The following is a 19,333-nucleotide window of genomic DNA, read 5'->3' on the forward strand; positions in this document are numbered from 1 at the left end:
ATATAGCCCTTCCGGATTTTGTATTCTGCGTGCAAATGCCATTGATTTTTACGGTTGCTTAGTTGATATTCTAATTTGGTCGAGCCGTTGCAAACCCGAGCCGCCGGTGCGGGCTATTTATTTGGGGTACGCAGTGTTCTTTGAACACTACGCACAACGGGGGCGTAAAATAGCGTTTCATATATACGGCGTTATGCTTTCTTTTTCTAAACTTGGAAAGTCTCGGTCATACCTACGACAGTGGCTTTTTAAAGTTGTTTGGCTAAGTTTTGCGTACTTGCCTTGGTACAATAGATGTCTACATAAACCGTTCGTAATAAGCGTAAGACGAGTAGTGATAAAAATTTATTGATTTAAAAATGTAATGGTACGCGGGCTAATGTCTTCAAACTTCCAACCCTCGGTAAGCCCTGCCGCCTCCAACGCTTCTTTGAGCGGCTCGCTGACAACTTTGAATAGTTCGTCACAAATGAAATAATCGTGGTATTTATCCAAAACAAAATCGTGAATATTTAATACAGAACCCTTATCAAAAAATTTTATCCTTGTCTTTAAGTAATCATCTTCATTATGAATGCCAAGTTCGGTGGCTGATTGTATAATACCACTTTTCCTATCAGCATAAGTACATTTTTCAAAAGTTATTTTGGTTTCTTCGCCTAACTGAAAAACATAGTAATCTAATTTTTCGCCTTTATACATCAGTTTAGCAGGGTAAAACTTATGCCGAGGGAGATTGAAAGCAGCGATAGTTTCTTTGAACTGTTCTGATACTAAAAAGCAAGAACTTGTTGTGTAATGATTGACAACAAAATCATAGACATCGAGCTTTATCCAATCGAATTTTTTTTTTCTTTCGCCATACAATTCCTTCAACACAAAATGATCAAAAACAGGTACATCGTCAATAAGAGAGCTATAATTGATGGATTTTTCGATGGGTTGTTTAAAAAAATTCTTCGTATCACCGCCATCAGGGATAAACTCAGCCCCTTGCATTTGGGGGGATAAATAGGCAGAAGGATAAACTTTTTGCCCAGGTCTTATTTCGATTTTTAATTGATAAAATTTCATTTGCAATTGATAGTTAATGAATTGAGAGGATTACCATTTATGCCAGTGGCAGGTGCACCTGTTGCACAAACGTCTACTACATCTCTTTTAAGGCAACTAATATAATCCTTTATGCTTTTGATAGCGGCAATTTTTTTTTCCGGACTCGACAAATCCTTGCGTAATACGCTTTCCAAAAATGCTTCTACTTGTCGATCATAATTCGGAGCGTTACCATGATGTCCCGAATTTATGGCAGATTTATAAGCTAGCATCATTACCCCGTTTTCTTCCCCTGCAAAATCAAAGTTATGATTATTCTCAAAACCCCAATGTAACAACTCTTGCAATTTTGTATTTTTGTTTAGTATATCATGAGGTAACACATGATGAGCTTGGAAGTTATAGCCTGTCAAAAATCTATTTTGAAAAAAATCATCAAAACTACTAACGCCTTGAAAAGCAGGATGATTGGGATACAAATGGCGGTTATGCCAATATTGGGAAGCCAATTGATAACTCTTTGCTGTTGCTGATAATCGTTGTTTGAAAACGGTTTTATCCAGCACATAATTTTTCCAATCAGCAAAAGTCTTTAGGTCTTTGAATACTTTTTTTAGTAACTTACACTCATCGCCAGCCGCCACACGTTTATTAGGATTAGGAGAGGTAATACAACTTCCCTCATACACCTCCACATCGGTTTTACGCCGCGTTGGTACGCCATTGACTACTTCTTCAACTTCTACATCATAGAGCGTTTTTTTCTTTGTCCAGCTCGCAGGAATGACGTTTTCAGTAAACTTGATAGCTTTCTGGTTAAAAGTCGCAATGACTTTATTACCTGCGTCTATGATTTGTTTGTTTTTGTGGTCTATCTTGGCACCTATATCAGAAAGGCCTCTAAACGCTGCCCCCAATGTACCTTTAAGTACCTTGCTGTAATTAGGTAATACCCGCGCAGGAATGGTATTTTTGTAAGCATCTACTTGAGCTATCCAACCTGTTTGTGTACGTAGGGTATTGAGTTTGTTGCGGGCTACTTGATTAAAACTACTTAGATTAGGTTTAACTTTATTGTAAAAGTTTTTGAGAACAGGAGCGGCGGCTTCGGCAAAATCAAGGCTACTAAAAAGTAGATTGGTAGCAAAGGACTTTTTAAAGTCATCGAAATTGCCATCCTTACTTTCTTCCAAAGCCGAAATAAAAGCATCCGATACATTTAAGACTACCGTCTCGGTAGCAGAAGCGGCTCCGCCTGTAGCAATCATCACCCCTATATTAAAAACCAAATTGGAGGCAGCATCGGCAAAGGCATCGGCAGCAGTAGTGCCTCTGGCAGGTTTGAATATCTTATACTGTTTTTCTCCATAGGCTACATAATAGTACACTACATCTACCAAACTTTCGTAGGTACGCATAACATAGTATTTTTGCCCATTGCTGGTTACCGACCAAAATTCATAGCCCGGACCAAGTACTTGGCCCCAATATAGGCGTACCGGGTCAACAGAGTTGCGACACTTGGCATTGGCGCAGGCATCAAGTGCTGCTACAGTGATAATATTTACGTCAGGTCCTTCGGCAGCCATGCGACCATTCACAGCAGTGGAAGCTCCGGGCAGCAAATACGTAGGAAACGGAGGGAGTTCATCAATGAATGATTGTAGGCTATCATAAGCCGCGTGTGCTTCTGCGATAGCAGATTTACAAGCAGCACTTAAGGTCGTGTCACAAACGTTAGAAAGGTTCTTGAACTTTTCAATTGTTGCGGCTACCCGAGAATCATCTTTGTAAGGCTTCAAAAGGGGCAAAATTGTTTTTTGAAGTTTTTCAATTTGAGTAGGTTCACCTCTAAATGATTCTAACCATGAACCTAATTGTTCTTTAATGTCATTTAAGGCGGCTAATGCATCATCCACATCCAAAATCCCGCCTGCATTCGGGTCATACTCCGTCTCCACCGTTCCATTGGTCAACTCATAACAGTCGTTGATGGCAATACCTGAGAAAGTAACCGCCACCGTGGAGGTAACTCCTAAAGGCAACAACACCTCCACGTAGCCTTTGCCACTCCAACCACCCGCGCTACCGCTCGCTTCCGTCACATGGATGCTATAATCGGCAGCGTAAAATACATCACCTGGGGCTAGGCTGCTGAGTTGGTTGGTAGCGGTGGGGTTGTTGATGGTCACCGTCTGGCAAGAGGCACTGGTGTAGTCTCGTACCACACAAGGCTTGGCGTTGAGCGTTACGTAGGCTTCGCAGGTTCGGCCTTGCTTGCTTACCAAGAGTTTGTATGCTCCTATGGTGGAGGCCACCAAGGTATCGGTAGTAGTGGTGGTGCTGTCGGGGCGAGTCCATAGGTAAGTCACCCCCGTATTCCAAAAGCCTGTACTGTCCAAATCATCGGCTTGGAGTTTGAGGGGTTGCAGAGTCCCACCCAAGCGAGGCAAACTTGTCGTTTCTTGTCCTTGCGCATTGGAGGCTTTGATATACACATAGCAGGCACTGTCACTCACCACTGCTACCGTGTCACACAAGGCTTTTTTGACTACCAAGAGCGCATTGGAGTAGAGAGTGGCGGCACAAGTCCCCGCACAAGTAGCGCGGAAAGTAAGCGAGTCAGTCGGAGTCCCGGCGATGGTATTGTAGGCAACAGTTACGCTAGCCTCCGTAGCAGCAAGCGTGCCCGTACTACCATTGGCGCGGGTATAGTGCCAGTTTACGGTGGTAGCACAACCGCCGGCGGTCAAGGTAACACTGCTATCGGGGCAAACAACCCTACGGGAAGCCGCAAAACTAATGGTAGGAGCAGCAGGGGTTTCGTTGATGGTAATCGTAACCGTCTGCGTACCTACGCAGCTAGCATCCGTGGTATTGGTCGCTACCAACTTGTACTTATACACCCCCGGCGTGGTGGGCAAGGCCGTCAAGATAGGGGTGTTTTGGCCACTGAGGCTATCGGTGGTGGGGTTGGCCGCGCCATTGTCGTTAAACCACTGCAAACGAGCACTTACACCATTGGTGATACTACTACCCACGGGCTCTAAAGTATCTCCTTGGCAGATGGTTTGGGAAGGAATGGCCGCTAGTTCAGGAATCACACAGCCCCCACAAATCGAAGCGGGCAATACCGTGGTGGTCGTACAACCATTGTGGGTCGCCGTCAAGGTCACGGTCGTACCCTTGATGATATTGAATACCGCGTGGTTAGGCGCCTCCCCTACAATATTACCGTGGCTAGTGGTCAAGGTAGCCGCTTCGCTGATAATGGTAGCTATATCGTAGTAAGTAGCAAAGCAGCTCGGGCCACCCAAGTAAATCCAAGGCATGGGTTTGATGGTCAGCGTCACGGTTTGCGAATCACGGCACACGCCATTGAAAGCCACGAGTTTGTACTTATACACGCCAGCAGTGGTAGGCAAAGCCGTGAGGGTAGCCGTAGTTTGGCCGTTGAGGGCGGTGGTGGTAGGGTTAGCAGTACCGTTGTCGTTGTACCATTGCAGGCTGGCGGCTACGCCATTGGTAATATTGGCCGTCACCGGCGTCAGGGTATCCCCTTGGCAGATGGTTTGGGAAGGAATACTGGCCAAAACAGGTTTGACACACCCACCACAAATGGTATCGGCCAATACCGTAGTCACACTACAACCATGCGCAGAAGCCGTCAGGGTGACAGCGGTACCTTTGGGGATATTGAATACCGCATGGTTAGGAGCCGTACCTACAATATTGCCTTTGGTCGTAGCCAAAGTAGCCCCGTCGCTGATGATAACGGCGATGTCGTAGGTATTGGCAAAACAGCTGGGGCCACCCAAATAAATCCAAGGGAGAGGGCGGATGGTCAGCTTCACAGTTTGGGAACCAACGCAGGTATTGGTGGCGGTATTGGTAGCCACTACCTTGTATTGATACACGCCCGCTGTGGTGGGCAAGGCCGTCAAACTAGCCGACGTTTGACCGCTGATGGCGTTGGTATTGGCATTGTCGGTGCCGTTGTCGTTGTACCATTGATAAGTTACTGCTACGCCATTGGTGACGGAAGTAGTAACGGGATTAAAGCTGGCACCAAGGCAGATTTCTTGGGTAGGAATCGCCGCTAAGGTAGGATTCACGCAGCCCCCGCAGGTAGTGACAGGCAGTACGGTGGTGGTACTACAGCCTTGGGCGGTAGCTGTCAGGGTCACGGTTGTACCTCTGGTGACACCAGTGAGATAATAGTAAGGAGAGGCTCCGCTAATGGTACCTTGACTAGCAGTAAGCGTAGCACCCGCACTGACTTCGATAGGCAAGCCGTAGGTGAGGGTTTGACACGAGACCGACCCCTGAGCCAACCAAGGCGTAGGATTGATGGTCAACGTAACGGGAACGCGGGTACTGTGGCAAGGCGTGCCAGGAAGCTGCGCTTCTACGTAATAGGTTCCAGCAAAAGTAGGTGAGAAACTGGCACTGTTGGCCAAGAGCGGGATGCCACCCGTCGCCGCCGCATACCAGTGGTAGCTTTTTCCACTTTCTGTATTGACCGTAAAGGTAGGCAAGGTTTGGCCTTGGCAAATGGTGACATTGCTTGAGCCTTGCAAAGAAGGTGCCGCTACCGTGGGGCAAGTGCAGGAAGGAGGGTCTATGGTAATTTGGCGAGAGCAAGTACTTCCTACTTTAACAGTAGTAGATTTATTAATGGGAATGCCTGCTATTTGATACACATTAGAGCCAAGGTTTGAAACCGTTCCCAAGGTAGCTGTAGGTACACCGCTAGAAACACTAACCCGAGCAGTATAAGTCGTTAAGGAAGGATCACAGATAGGATAGCCACTTACTAATTGTAAGGAAGGTGTTGACGAAAAATTGACACTTCCATTTCTTACAGCAGATACACAAGCCCCAGACCGTGTTTGGAGAGTAAAAGAAATAGAAAAGCCGCTAGTTAGATTAGCAAGTTGAGAAGGCAGAGGAATCGCAATAGTATCAGGTGTCGTAATAGGCTGCCAACCCGTATCAACAAATCCATATCCTTCAGCTGCGGTATTAAAATTGATATTGTATTCGGTAGCAGCAGGAGAGGTATATTTAAGTCTGGCTACTAATGCATTCAAGCACACAGAACCACCAATAGTATTGCCCCCATTTAACTCTATAGAAGAGCTAATTGTAATACGAGTGTCTGTTGAATTTCTAGTGGTATTACCACATTCGGATATTTTGGTTATGACACAACGATAATAATTATTGTGGTCAGAAGCGGGAATACTATTTAGAGTGAGAGATGAAGAAGTTTCTCCCGAAATATTACTATAACTACCTGTTAAACCAATACGTTTTTGCCACTGATAAGTCAAATTTGTTCCTTCTGCCACAACAAAAAGAGTAGCTGATTCATTAGCACAAATATCTACAGAAGATGGTGTATTTTTTGTGATAACAATAACGTTTGGCCTACTAATAACGGTAGTGGTCTGTGTAGCCTGACAAGTAGCCGCTACTGCGCTGGCTACTACTTTGTATTTATAGGTTTTACCCGAACCCCATTGCGACGGCAAGTCCCCTAAAGTAGCAGAGGTCTGACCCACTATTGCATTATAATTTGGATTACCGGTCCCGTTATTGTTATACCATTGCCACGTCACTTGTATGCCATTGGCAACACTGGTTTGGATGGGTAAAGCTTCAGCCTCTTCACTACCACAAATAGTTTGATCTGGTATCGAGGCTATTATAGGTGCAGGTAACACCGTAATCGCTTGCGTGGCCGTTCCAATACAACCGTCTACATTACACGTAGCGGTATAAGTAGTAGTACTGCTAGGTGATACGGTAATAGAAGAGGCATTTTGTCCACCCGGCGACCAGAGCAAACTACCACCACTTTGGGTGTCTATTCCTACAAAAGTACTTTGTTGCCCCCTCACTGCCCCATACCATTGGGTTTGGGTATTCCCGTCAAAGGCATTGTTGGCCCCGTTGTGGGCAGTGTTAGCATCCCAGAAAAGACCATCACTAAATACGGCACCCGAAAGCTTGGTGCTACCACTGTAAAACTCAAGCTCCATCAATGCCCCGTAGCTGTTAGGCCCCGCCAATAAGCGAAGGTAACGGTAGTTGGTGCTGGTACTTATATCAAAGTGATTCCAACCGGGGTTGAGTTGTGGTAGCGGCTCGCGCAAGTCCGTCCAATTGATACGGTCGTTAGAGCCTTGGATGCGATGCCCCACATTCAATTCATACAGAGCATCTTGAGGATACAGGCTTACTTTGGTAAGTATCCCACCGCTTGAGATTGTAGAAGAAGCACAACCCGAAGCACTCAAAGTGACCGCCGTACCTTCGCAAATGGTGGTTTGGGTAGTCGTAATGATAGGGGTAGGTTTAGAGGCCGCTACGTTGATCACTACTGCATTAGAAACAGGGCTAATACAACCACCCACATTGCAGGTAGCAAAGTAAGTACCCGATTGGTTGGGAGAGAAAGTAACACTATTTCCACTTCCTAGCCCATTGCTCCAAGTAACGAGCGAGCCCGATGATACATCCATGCCGATATATGCGCCCGGACCCGCATTTTGACTCATCCAAAAGTTTTGAGTATTGCCGTCAAAAGCATTTTTAAAATCATAATCAGCATACGCATTGGCGAAAATTCTTCCATCGGAGAAAAGAGTTCCCGAGAGTTTTTGAGTACCCGCATAAAATTCTATTTCGGCGATTTCTCCACGACCACCTGGCGCACCTACGTAGCGCAAATAGCGATAAGGAGTAGTGTTGTTGATAGTGATGTCGTTCCAACCAGCCGCTAAAGTAGCAAGTGGCCCCGCCAATACGCTCCAATTGACCATGTCTTGGGAGCCTTCTATGTAGGCTCCAGTATGGGCGGTGGCTCGGTCTACATCTCTTGGAAACACCCTGACTTTAGTAAGAGTAGGCAGCTGCTCTTCAGAGGTCATGGTGCAACCTGTAGCGGTCAGGGTTACACTTTCGCCCGGACAAAGGTTGAGCTTACTAGCCGTCACCGTAGGGGCAGTACCTTCATGAATAGTGAGCGTTACCGTTTGGGCACTCAAGCAGTTATCTCCCGCAATACTACCCATACCCCTAGCCACAACGCGGTATTTGTATATCCCTGCTGCAGTAGGTAAAGCAGTAAGGGTAGAAGTAGTTTGGCCTACGATGAGATTGGTATTGGCATTAGCCACCCCGTTGTCGTTGTACCATTGCCAAGTAACAGGGACATTATTAGTAACCTGGGCAGTTACGGCCTGAAAGCTAGCACCTTGACACACAATCTGTGAAGCTAGAGGAGCCAATTCAGGTTGTATACAGCACGAAGCTTTTTTGACAATGGCAATCGTATTTGAAATTTTTCCTTGAAGACAACTTAAACCACAAAATACCTGAAAGAAGGTAGTATCTGCCTGCAGGTCATTGTAGGTAAGTGTCCGTGTATTTTGAAGGTTACTAATAATATTAGCACCCGTACCATTAGAATTATTAGAAACCCAAAAACGGGTATTGAATTTTGTATTGCAGCCCGATATGGATAATGTAAAACTACTATCAGGGCAAATTTCTGTTTTAGTGGCAGTTAAAGTAGGCGCAGGATATTTAGGATTCACAATCACGTCAATGGCCACGCGTACCCCTTGGCAAGCTGAAGTGGCTTTACAAGCCACGTAGTAGGTTGTGGGCTGGCTGAGCACAGGAGTGGTGAAAGAGGCAGTAGTAGCCAAAATAGAAGTGCTAGTGGCACTGCTATACCAAGCATAAGCATCGCTCCCTGTTCCGCATCCCGAAGCCGTCAAAGTAGTACTCCCCACTGTGTCACAGATGGTAATTACACTATGAGCAACGTTAGGAATCGGTGGACTTTGGGGGTTAACAGAGATAGTAACTTTTTGGGTGGAATCCGAAATACACCCGTCAAGATTGCAAGCCACTCTGTATACAGTCGTAGCTGTAGGGCGTACTATCATCTGATTACCGTTGACAATACCGTTATTAGGTATCCAAATGATACTTCCTCCAATACAACCAGAGGCATTCAATACACTGCTGTCACCTGCACACACAAACGTACGCGTAGCTCCTACAACCGGGAAACTAGGTATGGCCTTGACGGTCAATTTGACTACTTGGCTGACAAAAGTGGAATCGTAAGGATTGATGATTTTGATGCGGTATTCGTGTACGCCCACTTCTGTAGGCAAGGCTGTTAAGGTAGGAGAGGTCTGTCCAGGAATGGCTTGGAAGTTAAAGAAAGCCCCTATGACTTCCCACTGGTAGTTCACCAATTGATTCTTATTCTCTACTTCCGCCACAACTGGCTGAAAGGTCTGTCCAAAACAAATGCTTTGGTCGTTGAGCGAACTAGTAGTAGCGAATTTTGGAATATTAGAGGAGCATATACGGAAGGTAATAGGAGCACTGGTAGTGGAATCTTTACAGCCATTTACTGTTTGAGTAACACTCACCGAATAGGTGTCAACAACAGATGCGATAAGGGTATTGGTAGGCCCTCCATTGCTACTTAAATTTGCTCCTGTACTCGGCTGAATCTTCCAACTATAAGTAGCACCCGGAACCGATACCACACTCAAACTAATGGGGGTAGAAGTACAAGCCAACGTATTGCCAGTAATGGTGACGGCACTAATCGTGGTCGTAGGCTCTACCAAACTGATACTAGCGGCGGTAGATACACATACTCCCACACCAGCAGTAATGTTGGAATAATTACCTGGAGCAAGGTTGTTTATTTTAATTTGTCCTGAGGCATTGGCGGTGTATACCTGCGTGGTAGGCGCTGTCGACGAGGTGCTGCCACTCTGTCCTACGCTATAACTGTACTGAATAAGATAATTTCTAAAAGGAACAAGGCCACTCAAGGTAATGCTTCCGTCATTGGTATTACAGCCCGTAGGATTGGTAGCCGAAACACTAAAACTGGGCGTTTCACTCACACTGACCGAATGAGAAGTAGCCGTGATACAATTGTTGTATGCTTGAATCACATTCACCGTGTAATCACCTACCGCTGAGGTGGTCAAGTGGGTGGTAGCAGAAGAAATATCCACGAGTGTAGCTCCTGCCGAAGAAGGCGTGACACTCCATAGGTAGGAAGCACCTGGTTGGCTGGCTACATTCAATTCGATAGAGCTACCCGTACAAGCCAGCGTGGAGCCACTAATCGCACTGATAGGCGTACTGGTTGGATCAGAAAGTGTAGTACTTTTCTGTACCGAAACGCAGCTACCGTGACTTGTTTGTAAGACATACACGCCTGCCCCTAGGCTCGAAAGTAGAATTTGACCCGAGCCGTTAGCGGTATAATTAGCAGTAATGGGGAAAGTACTCTCATTTTTTACATAACTAACCGCATAGCTAACCGAAGGTAAAAGACCCGTAAGCGTGATGCTACCATTTTGGCCTTGACAGGTAGTGGGATTCGTATTGGTAAAGTTAAAATTAGGTCGTGCGTTACAAGTAATGGTTATGTTAGCACTAGAACTACAGCCTTGTAAAGTTTGGGTAACAGTGACTACATAGGAGCCTGCGGAGGCTACTTCCAAGGTATTGCTAGCAGCGGAAGAGTTGCCTAACGTAGCGCCCGCAGTAGCCACATTCCACGTATAAGTAGCTCCTGCTACATTGGTAACACTCAAATTGACGGTGGTTCCTTCGCAAACAGTAGTCGCGCTGGCCGTCACTGCACTAATGGCAGGTATAACAGGGTCTGCTAATACGGCACTGGCTGCGTTAGAAGTACACCCCCCTAAAGTCGCTGTAATTGCGGTATAATTGCCAGCCGTCAGTCCCGATAAGACCAGTTGACCACCATTATTGGCTTGCAGGTTAGCGGTGGTAGGCCCCCCCCCATTCTTGACATAACTGATGCCATAGGTAGTATTGGCCGTCAGCCCACTCAACGTAATACTACCCGCCCCATTACAGGTGATAGGATTGACACTGGCGAGACTAAAACTAGGTTTACTAGCGGAGATGGTACGGGAGGTAGACGAGCTACAACCATTAACAGTTTGAGTAACCGTCACCGTATACGTACCAGCGACATTGGCGACAAAACTGGTTGCGTTTGCGTTGGGACTGCCCAAAGTAGCGCCCGAAGAAGGGCTCACACTCCATACATAAGTAGCCCCTGATACATTGGTAACGCTTAAACTAAGTGAGTTTCCTACACAAATGGCCGAAGTAGCTGGGGAGATATTACTCACGCCTGTGGTTTGGGCGGGGTATAAAGAAATACTTTTGGAATCCGAAATACAACCATTTTGGGTGGCGGTAATTTGGGTATAGCTACCAGCAGTTAAGCTACCAATGGTAATGCTTCCGCTTGCATTAGAAGTAATCGTTGTGGAAACAGGGGTTGTATTTTTAAGATAATTAATAACATGCGATGTATTAGGCGTCAGCCCTTCCAAAGTAAAGCTCCCATCACTGCTGATACAGGTAGTAGGAGCTACGGAGCTGAGGGTAAAATTGGGTTTGAGGATTGAAATGCTACGACTGGCTGAGGCACTACATCCTACCACGGTTTGCGTGACTGTGACGGTATAATTTCCCGAAGTAGAGGCACTCAAGGTATTCACATTGGTAGTAGACGAGCCTAAAGTAGCTCCTAAAGAAGGACTAACGCTCCATGTATACGTTGCCCCTGAGGTGTTGGTAGCAGTCAGGGTAGTGCTGGCTCCCACACAGATAGAAGTAGAAGATGCCGACAGCGTGGGTGCGGCTGGACTAGGATCCGTTAAGTTGATACTGGCCGATGACGAACTGCAACCATTTAGGCTTACTTGAATACCAGTATAACTACCTTTGGTTAATCCTGCTATGGTAATACTACCTGAGCCGTTGCTGGTTAAGGTAGTGGAGATTGCGCTTCCACTATTTTTACTGTAATTGACGGTATAAGCAGTGTTAGCGGCTAATCCTTGAAGCGTGATAGTTCCCTCGGTACCATTACAGGTAGTAGGATTACTTCCAGAGACGCTGAAAGAAGGAATCGGGTGAACTGTTACCGAACGACTAGCCTGAGCCGACCAAGTGGTTCCACATTGATTAACATCAGCGACCCGAAGTTGATAATTTCCGCTAGCATTGACAAAGATGCTTTGTGAAGTGCTACCATTATTCCAATCGTATAAGTTATGGGTCGTTGCAGAAGAAAGCGTCACGCTACCGCCTTGACAAAAAGTAGTGGCTCCACTCGCATTAATCGTAGGGATAGGGGGTGCATTGGGAGCGTAGAGGGTAGTGACATAAAAGGAGGTCTCTGCCGACCAGCTAATACCACATGAATTGCTATAGCCTCTCCTTACTTTATATTCACCCCCAGCACTTAAATTACCCAATGTAGAACCGTACCCAATCACGTTACCGTCTTTTATCCATTCATAATTACTATAGCCTCCGCCCGTTTCTAAGCTAAAGGTGCTTCCGTTACAAAAACTGCTAGGTCCTGTAATAGAAGGAGTAGAAGGTGGAATTGGTAAGCTAATAACATTTACATAAGTGCTAGCGGCGTTGGACCAAGTAGTGCCACATTCATTAGAAGCGGCTCCTTCTACCGAATAGGTACCCGTTCCGCCCACGGTAATATTTGAAGAGTTACTTCCTGTATTCCAACGATATTGACTGTGTCCACCGTTGGCGTAGAGAGTTACATTGCCTCCATTACAAAATTCAGTACTACCGCTAGTTGTGATAGTGGGAGTAGTCGGAGGATTTGGAGGGTAATTGACTGACACCCAAACGCTGGCGGCATTAGACCAATTAAGCCCACATTCATTACTAGCGCCTCGTCTTACCTCATAAGTACCCCCGCTATTGACATTGTACAGTTCATGGGAATTCCCGACGACATTACCGTCTTTTTTCCATTGATAATCGCTATAACCATGTTCCGTATTTAAAGTAACACTTTGCCCATTACAAAAGCTAGTGGGTCCTCCAATACTAGGAGTAGAAGGTGCTTCAGGAGCATGCCGCTCAGTCACCGTAAAATACGATTCACCTGACCATGCCACACCACATTCATTGCTGTAGCCAACTTTTACCCAGTAGGTTCCTCCCGATTGTACATAGATATCTGGAGAGGTACTTCCATTACTCCATTGGTACGTATTATATTGTTGTTGTACCGAAAGACGGACTCCTCCTTGTCCCGCACAAAACCGGTCTGAACTCGCATCTATTTGGGGGGGAGCAGGCGGTGTTATTGCCGAAATTTCAGTAAACCAGATTTCATTGCCAAATGTTGAGGAACAAACATTGTTATCTCTTCTTTTTACCCTTTGCTCTGTGCCATTACATTCTCTTGTACCTGGTATATCTTCATAGTTATCCCTTTTTTCTTCTGGAGAAGCACAGCCACATGCATCTATTAAATCCCCCGCAATGGGAGAGGCATTGTAAGTAGGAGAGCATTTATTTATATCAAACTTAGCTTTATGCTTTGCCCTACCAACACAAACGGTTTCATACTCGCTTTGTTGCCAATCGCCATTGGTATTACTAGATTGGAAAGTAGCAGTAGGACTAAAAGGCCCTGCAAAATCACCTGTATTGGGACAACCATCCACAATCCACCTAGCGCGATAAGTTTGAGTGGTTACTCCTGAAACTGCTGAAATACAAAGGCCGGGATTGCCTTCATTGCCTAATCCCCAGTTATTTTCCCACTGTGGCTTATGATACCATTCGCTGCCGTTAGTGATGTGCAAATTTACGCATCCTTGATTGGGACATATCTCAAAATAAGTACCATTTAAACTTGGCGCATTTCCCGTAGCAGTTCTAGCGTGAATAAAGACACCTGCTTCATCTCCGTACATTCCAGAACAAAGATTGTTATCTATGCATCTAAATCGATAATTTCCAGAAGAAGAAACGGTAATGCTATTCCAACCAGTCGACCAATAGCCATTGCCATTGTTCCATTCAAAACTCTGACAGTTTGACACCGTAATTGTTGTAGAGGTGGAAGCCCCATTGAATCCGCTACATACATAGTCGGAAGACAAAGAAATATTTGGAGTAGGAATATTACAAGCATTAGCTAACCGAGTTGAATTGTGAGCTACTGCATCAGATAATGTTGGAATCGTTAAAAGAACCTCTCCTTTCTTCTCAAAAATACTAGAAGCATTTCCATCCTTAGGCCCTCTCAACAGCATAAACGAGGGGGATATATCAGAACGCGATAAAAAACCTTTGATTGTGTATTGAACGGGCTGGTTAGGGGTAGTTAAAGTAGCGCCGATATAGTCATAGTAATCCCCCCCTGTTTGCACAAAACCTTCAGGTAAAATCAATTTGAGAGAAAAAGATTTTTGTTCATCAAAAACAAAAAAAGCACTTGGTGGAATAGGTAACAGCTCTGCCCTAATGGTGATTTCAAATTCCTCTCCTAGTTTAACACTGTCTTTACTTGCCCGCATCGTAAAACGAACAGGATCTAACCCAAAAATCTGTTGCCACAAAGAATATTGAGTTAAATTAACACCCATATGAGGGCTACCTAAACTTGTGAAAATAGTTCTTGAAGTGGGATTTTCTTCAGTAGTAGGCTTTGCCAGCACAAAGCTAGAAATGACGCTAACAAATGCTACACTCAGCAGCAGAGAGAGTAAACGATGTTTCATAAATCAATGTAAGAAACCCTACTTCAATAGGTTATGGTAAGAGGAATTATCTTACATTGAGTCTAAAAACGTGCCACTTTAAAAGATATATTTTTTAAAAAATTATCAAGCGGCAAAACGATCAGTTAAAGCATTGATACACAAGCTTAAAAAAAATACTAAAAGACATATCAACTACCTAACATAGAATATAAAAACATAATTATGGTACGTTTTTTGTTCCATAAAATCATAATATATATTCTCTACTTTATCAAATTCATACCAATCTCAGAACATATTTATATACTAGATATAATTCAAAATTCTTGCAAAAAACACGTCTTTAAATATTTGCATTGTTTATGATTTCATTTACACTTTCTTCATTAGTATCCATAAAAATCTAACTTCTAATAATTTTTAGCTTTGAAAAGTGCTACAAATCAAATTGTAATGTATGTCTATGAAAATGCTTTGATAGTCTTTGGGTTGAGTTCAGTAGACAGTCATTAGTAAAGTTTCGAAAAATCCTCAAAAACATTTTAAAAACTCAATAAATCCTGATAAAATCAAATTTCATCTAACTTGTTTTAGGTGCAAGAGGTAGCATCTTTTTGAAAGAAACATTAACTATATTTAGTAAGGATGAGGTTTTGCGCAGGTTCCTAAGTGCTTTGGGGAATTGAGGATAGAGAGAGTAAAACATGTAAAGTAGATCAAATGTAAGTTAAGAAATAGTATATTTTCGTTCACTTTCTTTGGAATTAAAGGTTTTACAAGAAAAATCAGCACAACAACATTATACCCGTTCGGCAAAATTTAAAAAGTTAACTACTCTCCAAAAATCCCGCATAAACATCTTTATAACAAATTGATTCATAGCTACTTATCTACAATATCGAAAATTAACAATCATCCTAGCGACCTAATTTTTCTACGTTTGCGAACAACGAACTACTTTTCCACAATTAATACTAACCAAAAAAGGGTGCCTTAATGAACAAAACGTATATAATTGAAAGAGCCTGCTAATCAAGTTTGTAGAAAAATAAGGTCTTTTAACCACTTGGCGAAAAAATACAAATATTCAATTATATAGAAATAAAAGTCTTTTAGCATGAAATATGATGACTGTCGCAAAATGGTTTAATGATCGTAATTATCCCCCCTTTAGGTAATGAATAGACCATTTTTAAAAGCCACCCAAAAAAGCTGACACGATAAGAAAATACAGAAGGGGATAATAAAGTGAAGAGTCGTATACCCAAATGGCCAAAATCTCTAATTTCAGGTATCTTTTATAGACAAAGCTGCCTAGCTTTGAATTGTACCTTCTATTATACTTAAGAAGATAAACTTCTCCATTTATAGAAAAGTAATCCTCTACGGCATATGCGCATAGATATTTACTAGAATAACATGATAATAATTATTAGGTACACTCCCTACTTCTTGCCAAAAAACAACCATACATCCATCTTGTAGAAATCGGCAAAGGTTTTGATGCTGATATACCTTAGTCCAAGGGCCTTCCTGATGTAAGACATTCGTTGACGGGCATAGCCTTCCGCATAGATTTTGTTGCGCAAAAGAAACTTCTCATTCACCTCGGCAAACATCCAACTTTCATCAGCAAGATTTAAACTAGCTTGTGACATACTTCTTTTAAGGGTTATTAATCAGCATAATTAGTACTTCAAAAATACACACTTAAACGTGTACTTCAATAGACTTATTCAATCTTTCTCTTCAAAAACGTATAGCAACCGACGTAATGTTACGTAAGGATACGTAATGTAACGTAATGATACGTAATGTAACGTAAGGGGCACCGATACAAACTATATACTATCACCCGACCTTTGAGAAAAAAACAGTCTCCACGATGATGGATGTATCTCAAAGCAAACCCTTCACAGAACATCGCCTTCTCAACGAACGTTGTAGCGAACTTCTGAGCATAAGAATAGGCAAAACTACCCATGAAAAGATTAGAACATTGGCCGAAACCACGGCCACTAGTCCTCACCAAATCGTGCGCCAACTGCTCGCCGAAGGCGTAGAACCACCCCCACCACCTGCCCCACTCACCCCACAGCAAGAAGCCTACCAAGCCTTTTCCAATCCTTCGATTAAGGCCGCTATCAAGAGCCTAGCCCAAGGCTTAGAGACTGGAAAAATTGCCGTCAACACGACCGAAATCATCACCCATTTTCTAACCTTTTGCCCCACTTCATGAGACTTGTCATTGTCAACCAAGAAAAGGTGATTACCTACGATTTTGGGGAGTTTACCGAAGAAGAAGCGCAGGCTTTTTTTCGGGATGCCATTCAGGCCCTCAAATTCCGCCAACAATTCCCCCTAACAACCATTCAAAACGAGGTTCAGTTGAGGTTATTGACCGACACCTTTGCCAAAATGGGACTTCTCAATGCCAACCCCGAAGCCATACAGGAATGGATGAGACCCTATATCTCTAACGAAATCCAACGCTTGCTCAAGCGCGAAAATACCGCCCAAAAAGCCCGTCGAATCATCGACGAAACCAAGGGCAAAGCCTTCGACTGGCTCAAAATGAAGCTAGTAGACGGCCTTTCTAAATTCTTCTCCAAATTCATAAACCGATTCAACCGATGAATCAATTTCAAAACCTTCGCGATCAGTGGTTAGGCGCAGTGGCACAGGACACTTTGGACACGGCCAAAACCGCCTTTTCAAAAATCCTCGCCGAAAAGCCTGCCGAGCTTCCCCCTCCAAGTACGCCACCCACCCCACCAGAGGCTTATCAAGCGCCTACCCCCATCTTTCAAGCTCCAGTACCGCCGCCAAATACGGTGGCCGTAGAGCAATTTTCGCGTCAAGCACCGACGCCGCCAATGTATGCCTATCCTCCCCAACCTATGTATGGAATGCCTACGCCTTACATGCCACCCCCACCGCCCCCACGCTACAAAGTGGACGAGGAAAAGATGCGTAGCATGGCCAAATGGAAAGCCACCGTCAACCTCAAATACGTCGAAACCGCAGGTAGATTTGCCCGTAGCCTCGTGGGGGCATTGGCCGCTACCAATGCGATGGTAGAGATGGTAGAAAGAGCCGAAAAACTCGACACTACCCTTACCCAAGAAGAGCTGGCAATGATTCCGACCCTGCGCAAAGCAGTCGAGAAAAGAAGGACTATTGAGCAATCCAAAACGCACATTCTTTCCGATGATGATATGCGCAATATCTACGAAGAACTCATTTTTCAGGAGATGTGGGACTTGAACGAGCGGGGCGAACTCCGCCTCGAAGACCCTAGAGATTTTCTCAAAAACTACATCCTTCTCACGGGAGCCGAGATTGTAGAATCAGGTAAGGAGGTCATTGTAGAAAAAATATCGGGTGCGGTGGGCAGTGTCAAAAACAAATTTTCTAAGAAAAAGTAATGAACGCAAAGGGTAATATATGGCTTGCCGTGGGTAAGCGAAATGTGGGCAAAACCTACACCGCCTTGCAGTTGGCTACTGAATTTTCAATTAGGGGGTCAGTACGCAAGCATATTCTTGTGTACGACCATACCAACAACTCTAGTTACAACACCCACAACTTAATTCCCCTCACCTTAGAGCAAATCATCTATCTGCTACCCTTGCAACAAGAACCCATACGCGGCATCGTGAGGGGCGTAGAGATTGACGAATTTTGTGAAGCCGTGACCCATCACGTCAGCAAAAGCAGTATCCTTTTTGATGATTGTGGGGTGCTTTTTCGGGGCAATCTCACCATAGCCCGCGAAAAACTCCTCAAAACGCCCAAAAACAACGGCAATGAGCTGATTTTCCAAGCCCATAGCATCCGCGAAATCGCCCCCGCCCTGCTCGAACAAGCCAATATGTACATCCTCAAGCAGACCGTGGACGACCCCGAAAACCTACCCCCAAAGCTCATTGCAAGGCGCGAAATAGGGCATTTGCTCACGGAGGTGATTCGGGAAAACTACACGCTCGAATCCAACCAAAAATGGGCTACCCGTATCTACGACACCGAAGATGATGAAATCTGGATTCCTGACTCAAACGGTGACTTTACGATTCACCGAGGCGAAGACTATTTCCCTTTTTCTTACAAAAACAAATACCTCCAATGACCTTCACCGACGACCTTTCAAAAACGAGCCTCGAAGTACTAGAAGCCATGCGGAAAGAGGCACAAAGCAGTCTCAAGCACCTGAAAAAAAATCCCGAAACGCCCATTACGGTGGTGGCTTTGTACCACTTGGGCAAGGGAAAAATCTTCAGCGTACAATCCAACCTACCCCATGAGTTTGTAGCAATCGAACTCGAAAGAATCCTTACCGAAATCAATTTTGCCATCCAAAACCGCACAAAAAAACCATGAATCAGCAACTTCAAAATCAGTATTTTCAGCAAATGCCTCCGCTGCAACCCTCTTACGCTCAAGCTGACGAAGAAACCCCCAAAGAAGAACGCTCAACCTCTTTTTTCTGGATTGTTTTTTGGGTTTTTGTCTTGGTAGGATTGGCATTGTCGGCCTTTTATTTTGGCATTTTGCTTCCTGCCTTATCTAAAATCATGGTCAAGGTCAATGGCCTCACCACCCACCAAAAGTCTCCCATTATCTACGAAGTGGTTCCGGTAAAA

At 44.4% G+C, this 19,333-nt stretch carries 9 protein-coding genes; 6 read left to right on the top strand and 3 right to left on the bottom strand.

Annotated features, from left to right (window positions below; translation table 11 throughout):
* Nucleotides 1-345 precede the first annotated feature (345 nt).
* The 3 genes from G563_RS0108245 to G563_RS0108255 form a co-directional block, all read right to left on the bottom strand.
* On the bottom strand, nucleotides 346-1,074 hold the full coding sequence (locus tag G563_RS0108245) for a hypothetical protein (RefSeq protein ID WP_028664909.1): 729 nt from the start codon (nucleotides 1,072-1,074) through the stop codon (nucleotides 346-348).
* Nucleotides 1,071-14,708: an Ig-like domain-containing protein gene (locus G563_RS0108250; RefSeq protein ID WP_028664910.1), complete on the bottom strand. Its 13,638-nt coding sequence runs from the start codon at nucleotides 14,706-14,708 to the stop codon at nucleotides 1,071-1,073. The genes G563_RS0108245 and G563_RS0108250 overlap by 4 nt, the downstream gene beginning before the upstream one ends.
* A 1,427-nt stretch (nucleotides 14,709-16,135) precedes the next feature.
* A complete protein-coding gene (locus G563_RS0108255) occupies nucleotides 16,136-16,348 on the bottom strand; it encodes a hypothetical protein (RefSeq protein ID WP_028664911.1) in 213 nt (70 codons plus the stop codon).
* A gap of 227 nt (nucleotides 16,349-16,575) precedes the next feature.
* On the opposite strand from G563_RS0108255, the gene G563_RS0108260 reads away from it, so the two are divergent.
* From G563_RS0108260 to G563_RS0108285, 6 genes are all read left to right on the top strand, one after another.
* A complete protein-coding gene (locus tag G563_RS0108260; RefSeq protein ID WP_157585172.1) occupies nucleotides 16,576-16,929 on the top strand; it encodes a hypothetical protein in 354 nt (117 codons plus the stop codon).
* The gene (locus G563_RS0108265; RefSeq protein WP_028664913.1) at nucleotides 16,926-17,327 is read left to right on the top strand and encodes a hypothetical protein; all 402 of its coding nucleotides are present in this window, start codon (nucleotides 16,926-16,928) and stop codon (nucleotides 17,325-17,327) included. The genes G563_RS0108260 and G563_RS0108265 overlap by 4 nt, the downstream gene beginning before the upstream one ends.
* Entirely contained in the window at nucleotides 17,324-18,118 is a 795-nt protein-coding gene (locus tag G563_RS0108270) for a hypothetical protein (RefSeq protein WP_028664914.1), read from the top strand. Before G563_RS0108265 ends, G563_RS0108270 begins: the two co-directional genes overlap by 4 nt.
* The gene (locus G563_RS0108275) at nucleotides 18,118-18,819 is read left to right on the top strand and encodes a hypothetical protein (RefSeq protein WP_028664915.1); all 702 of its coding nucleotides are present in this window, start codon (nucleotides 18,118-18,120) and stop codon (nucleotides 18,817-18,819) included. Before G563_RS0108270 ends, G563_RS0108275 begins: the two co-directional genes overlap by 1 nt.
* Nucleotides 18,816-19,070, top strand: a complete 255-nt coding sequence (locus G563_RS0108280; RefSeq protein WP_028664916.1) for a hypothetical protein — start codon at nucleotides 18,816-18,818, stop codon at nucleotides 19,068-19,070. The genes G563_RS0108275 and G563_RS0108280 overlap by 4 nt, the downstream gene beginning before the upstream one ends.
* The coding region (locus tag G563_RS0108285) for a hypothetical protein (protein WP_028664917.1) at nucleotides 19,067-19,333 on the top strand (267 nt) is incomplete at its 3' end. The genes G563_RS0108280 and G563_RS0108285, both read left to right, overlap by 4 nt.

Origin of the sequence: Runella zeae DSM 19591 (assembly GCF_000423565.1) — a bacterium.
GTDB classification, from domain to species: domain Bacteria; phylum Bacteroidota; class Bacteroidia; order Cytophagales; family Spirosomataceae; genus Runella; species Runella zeae.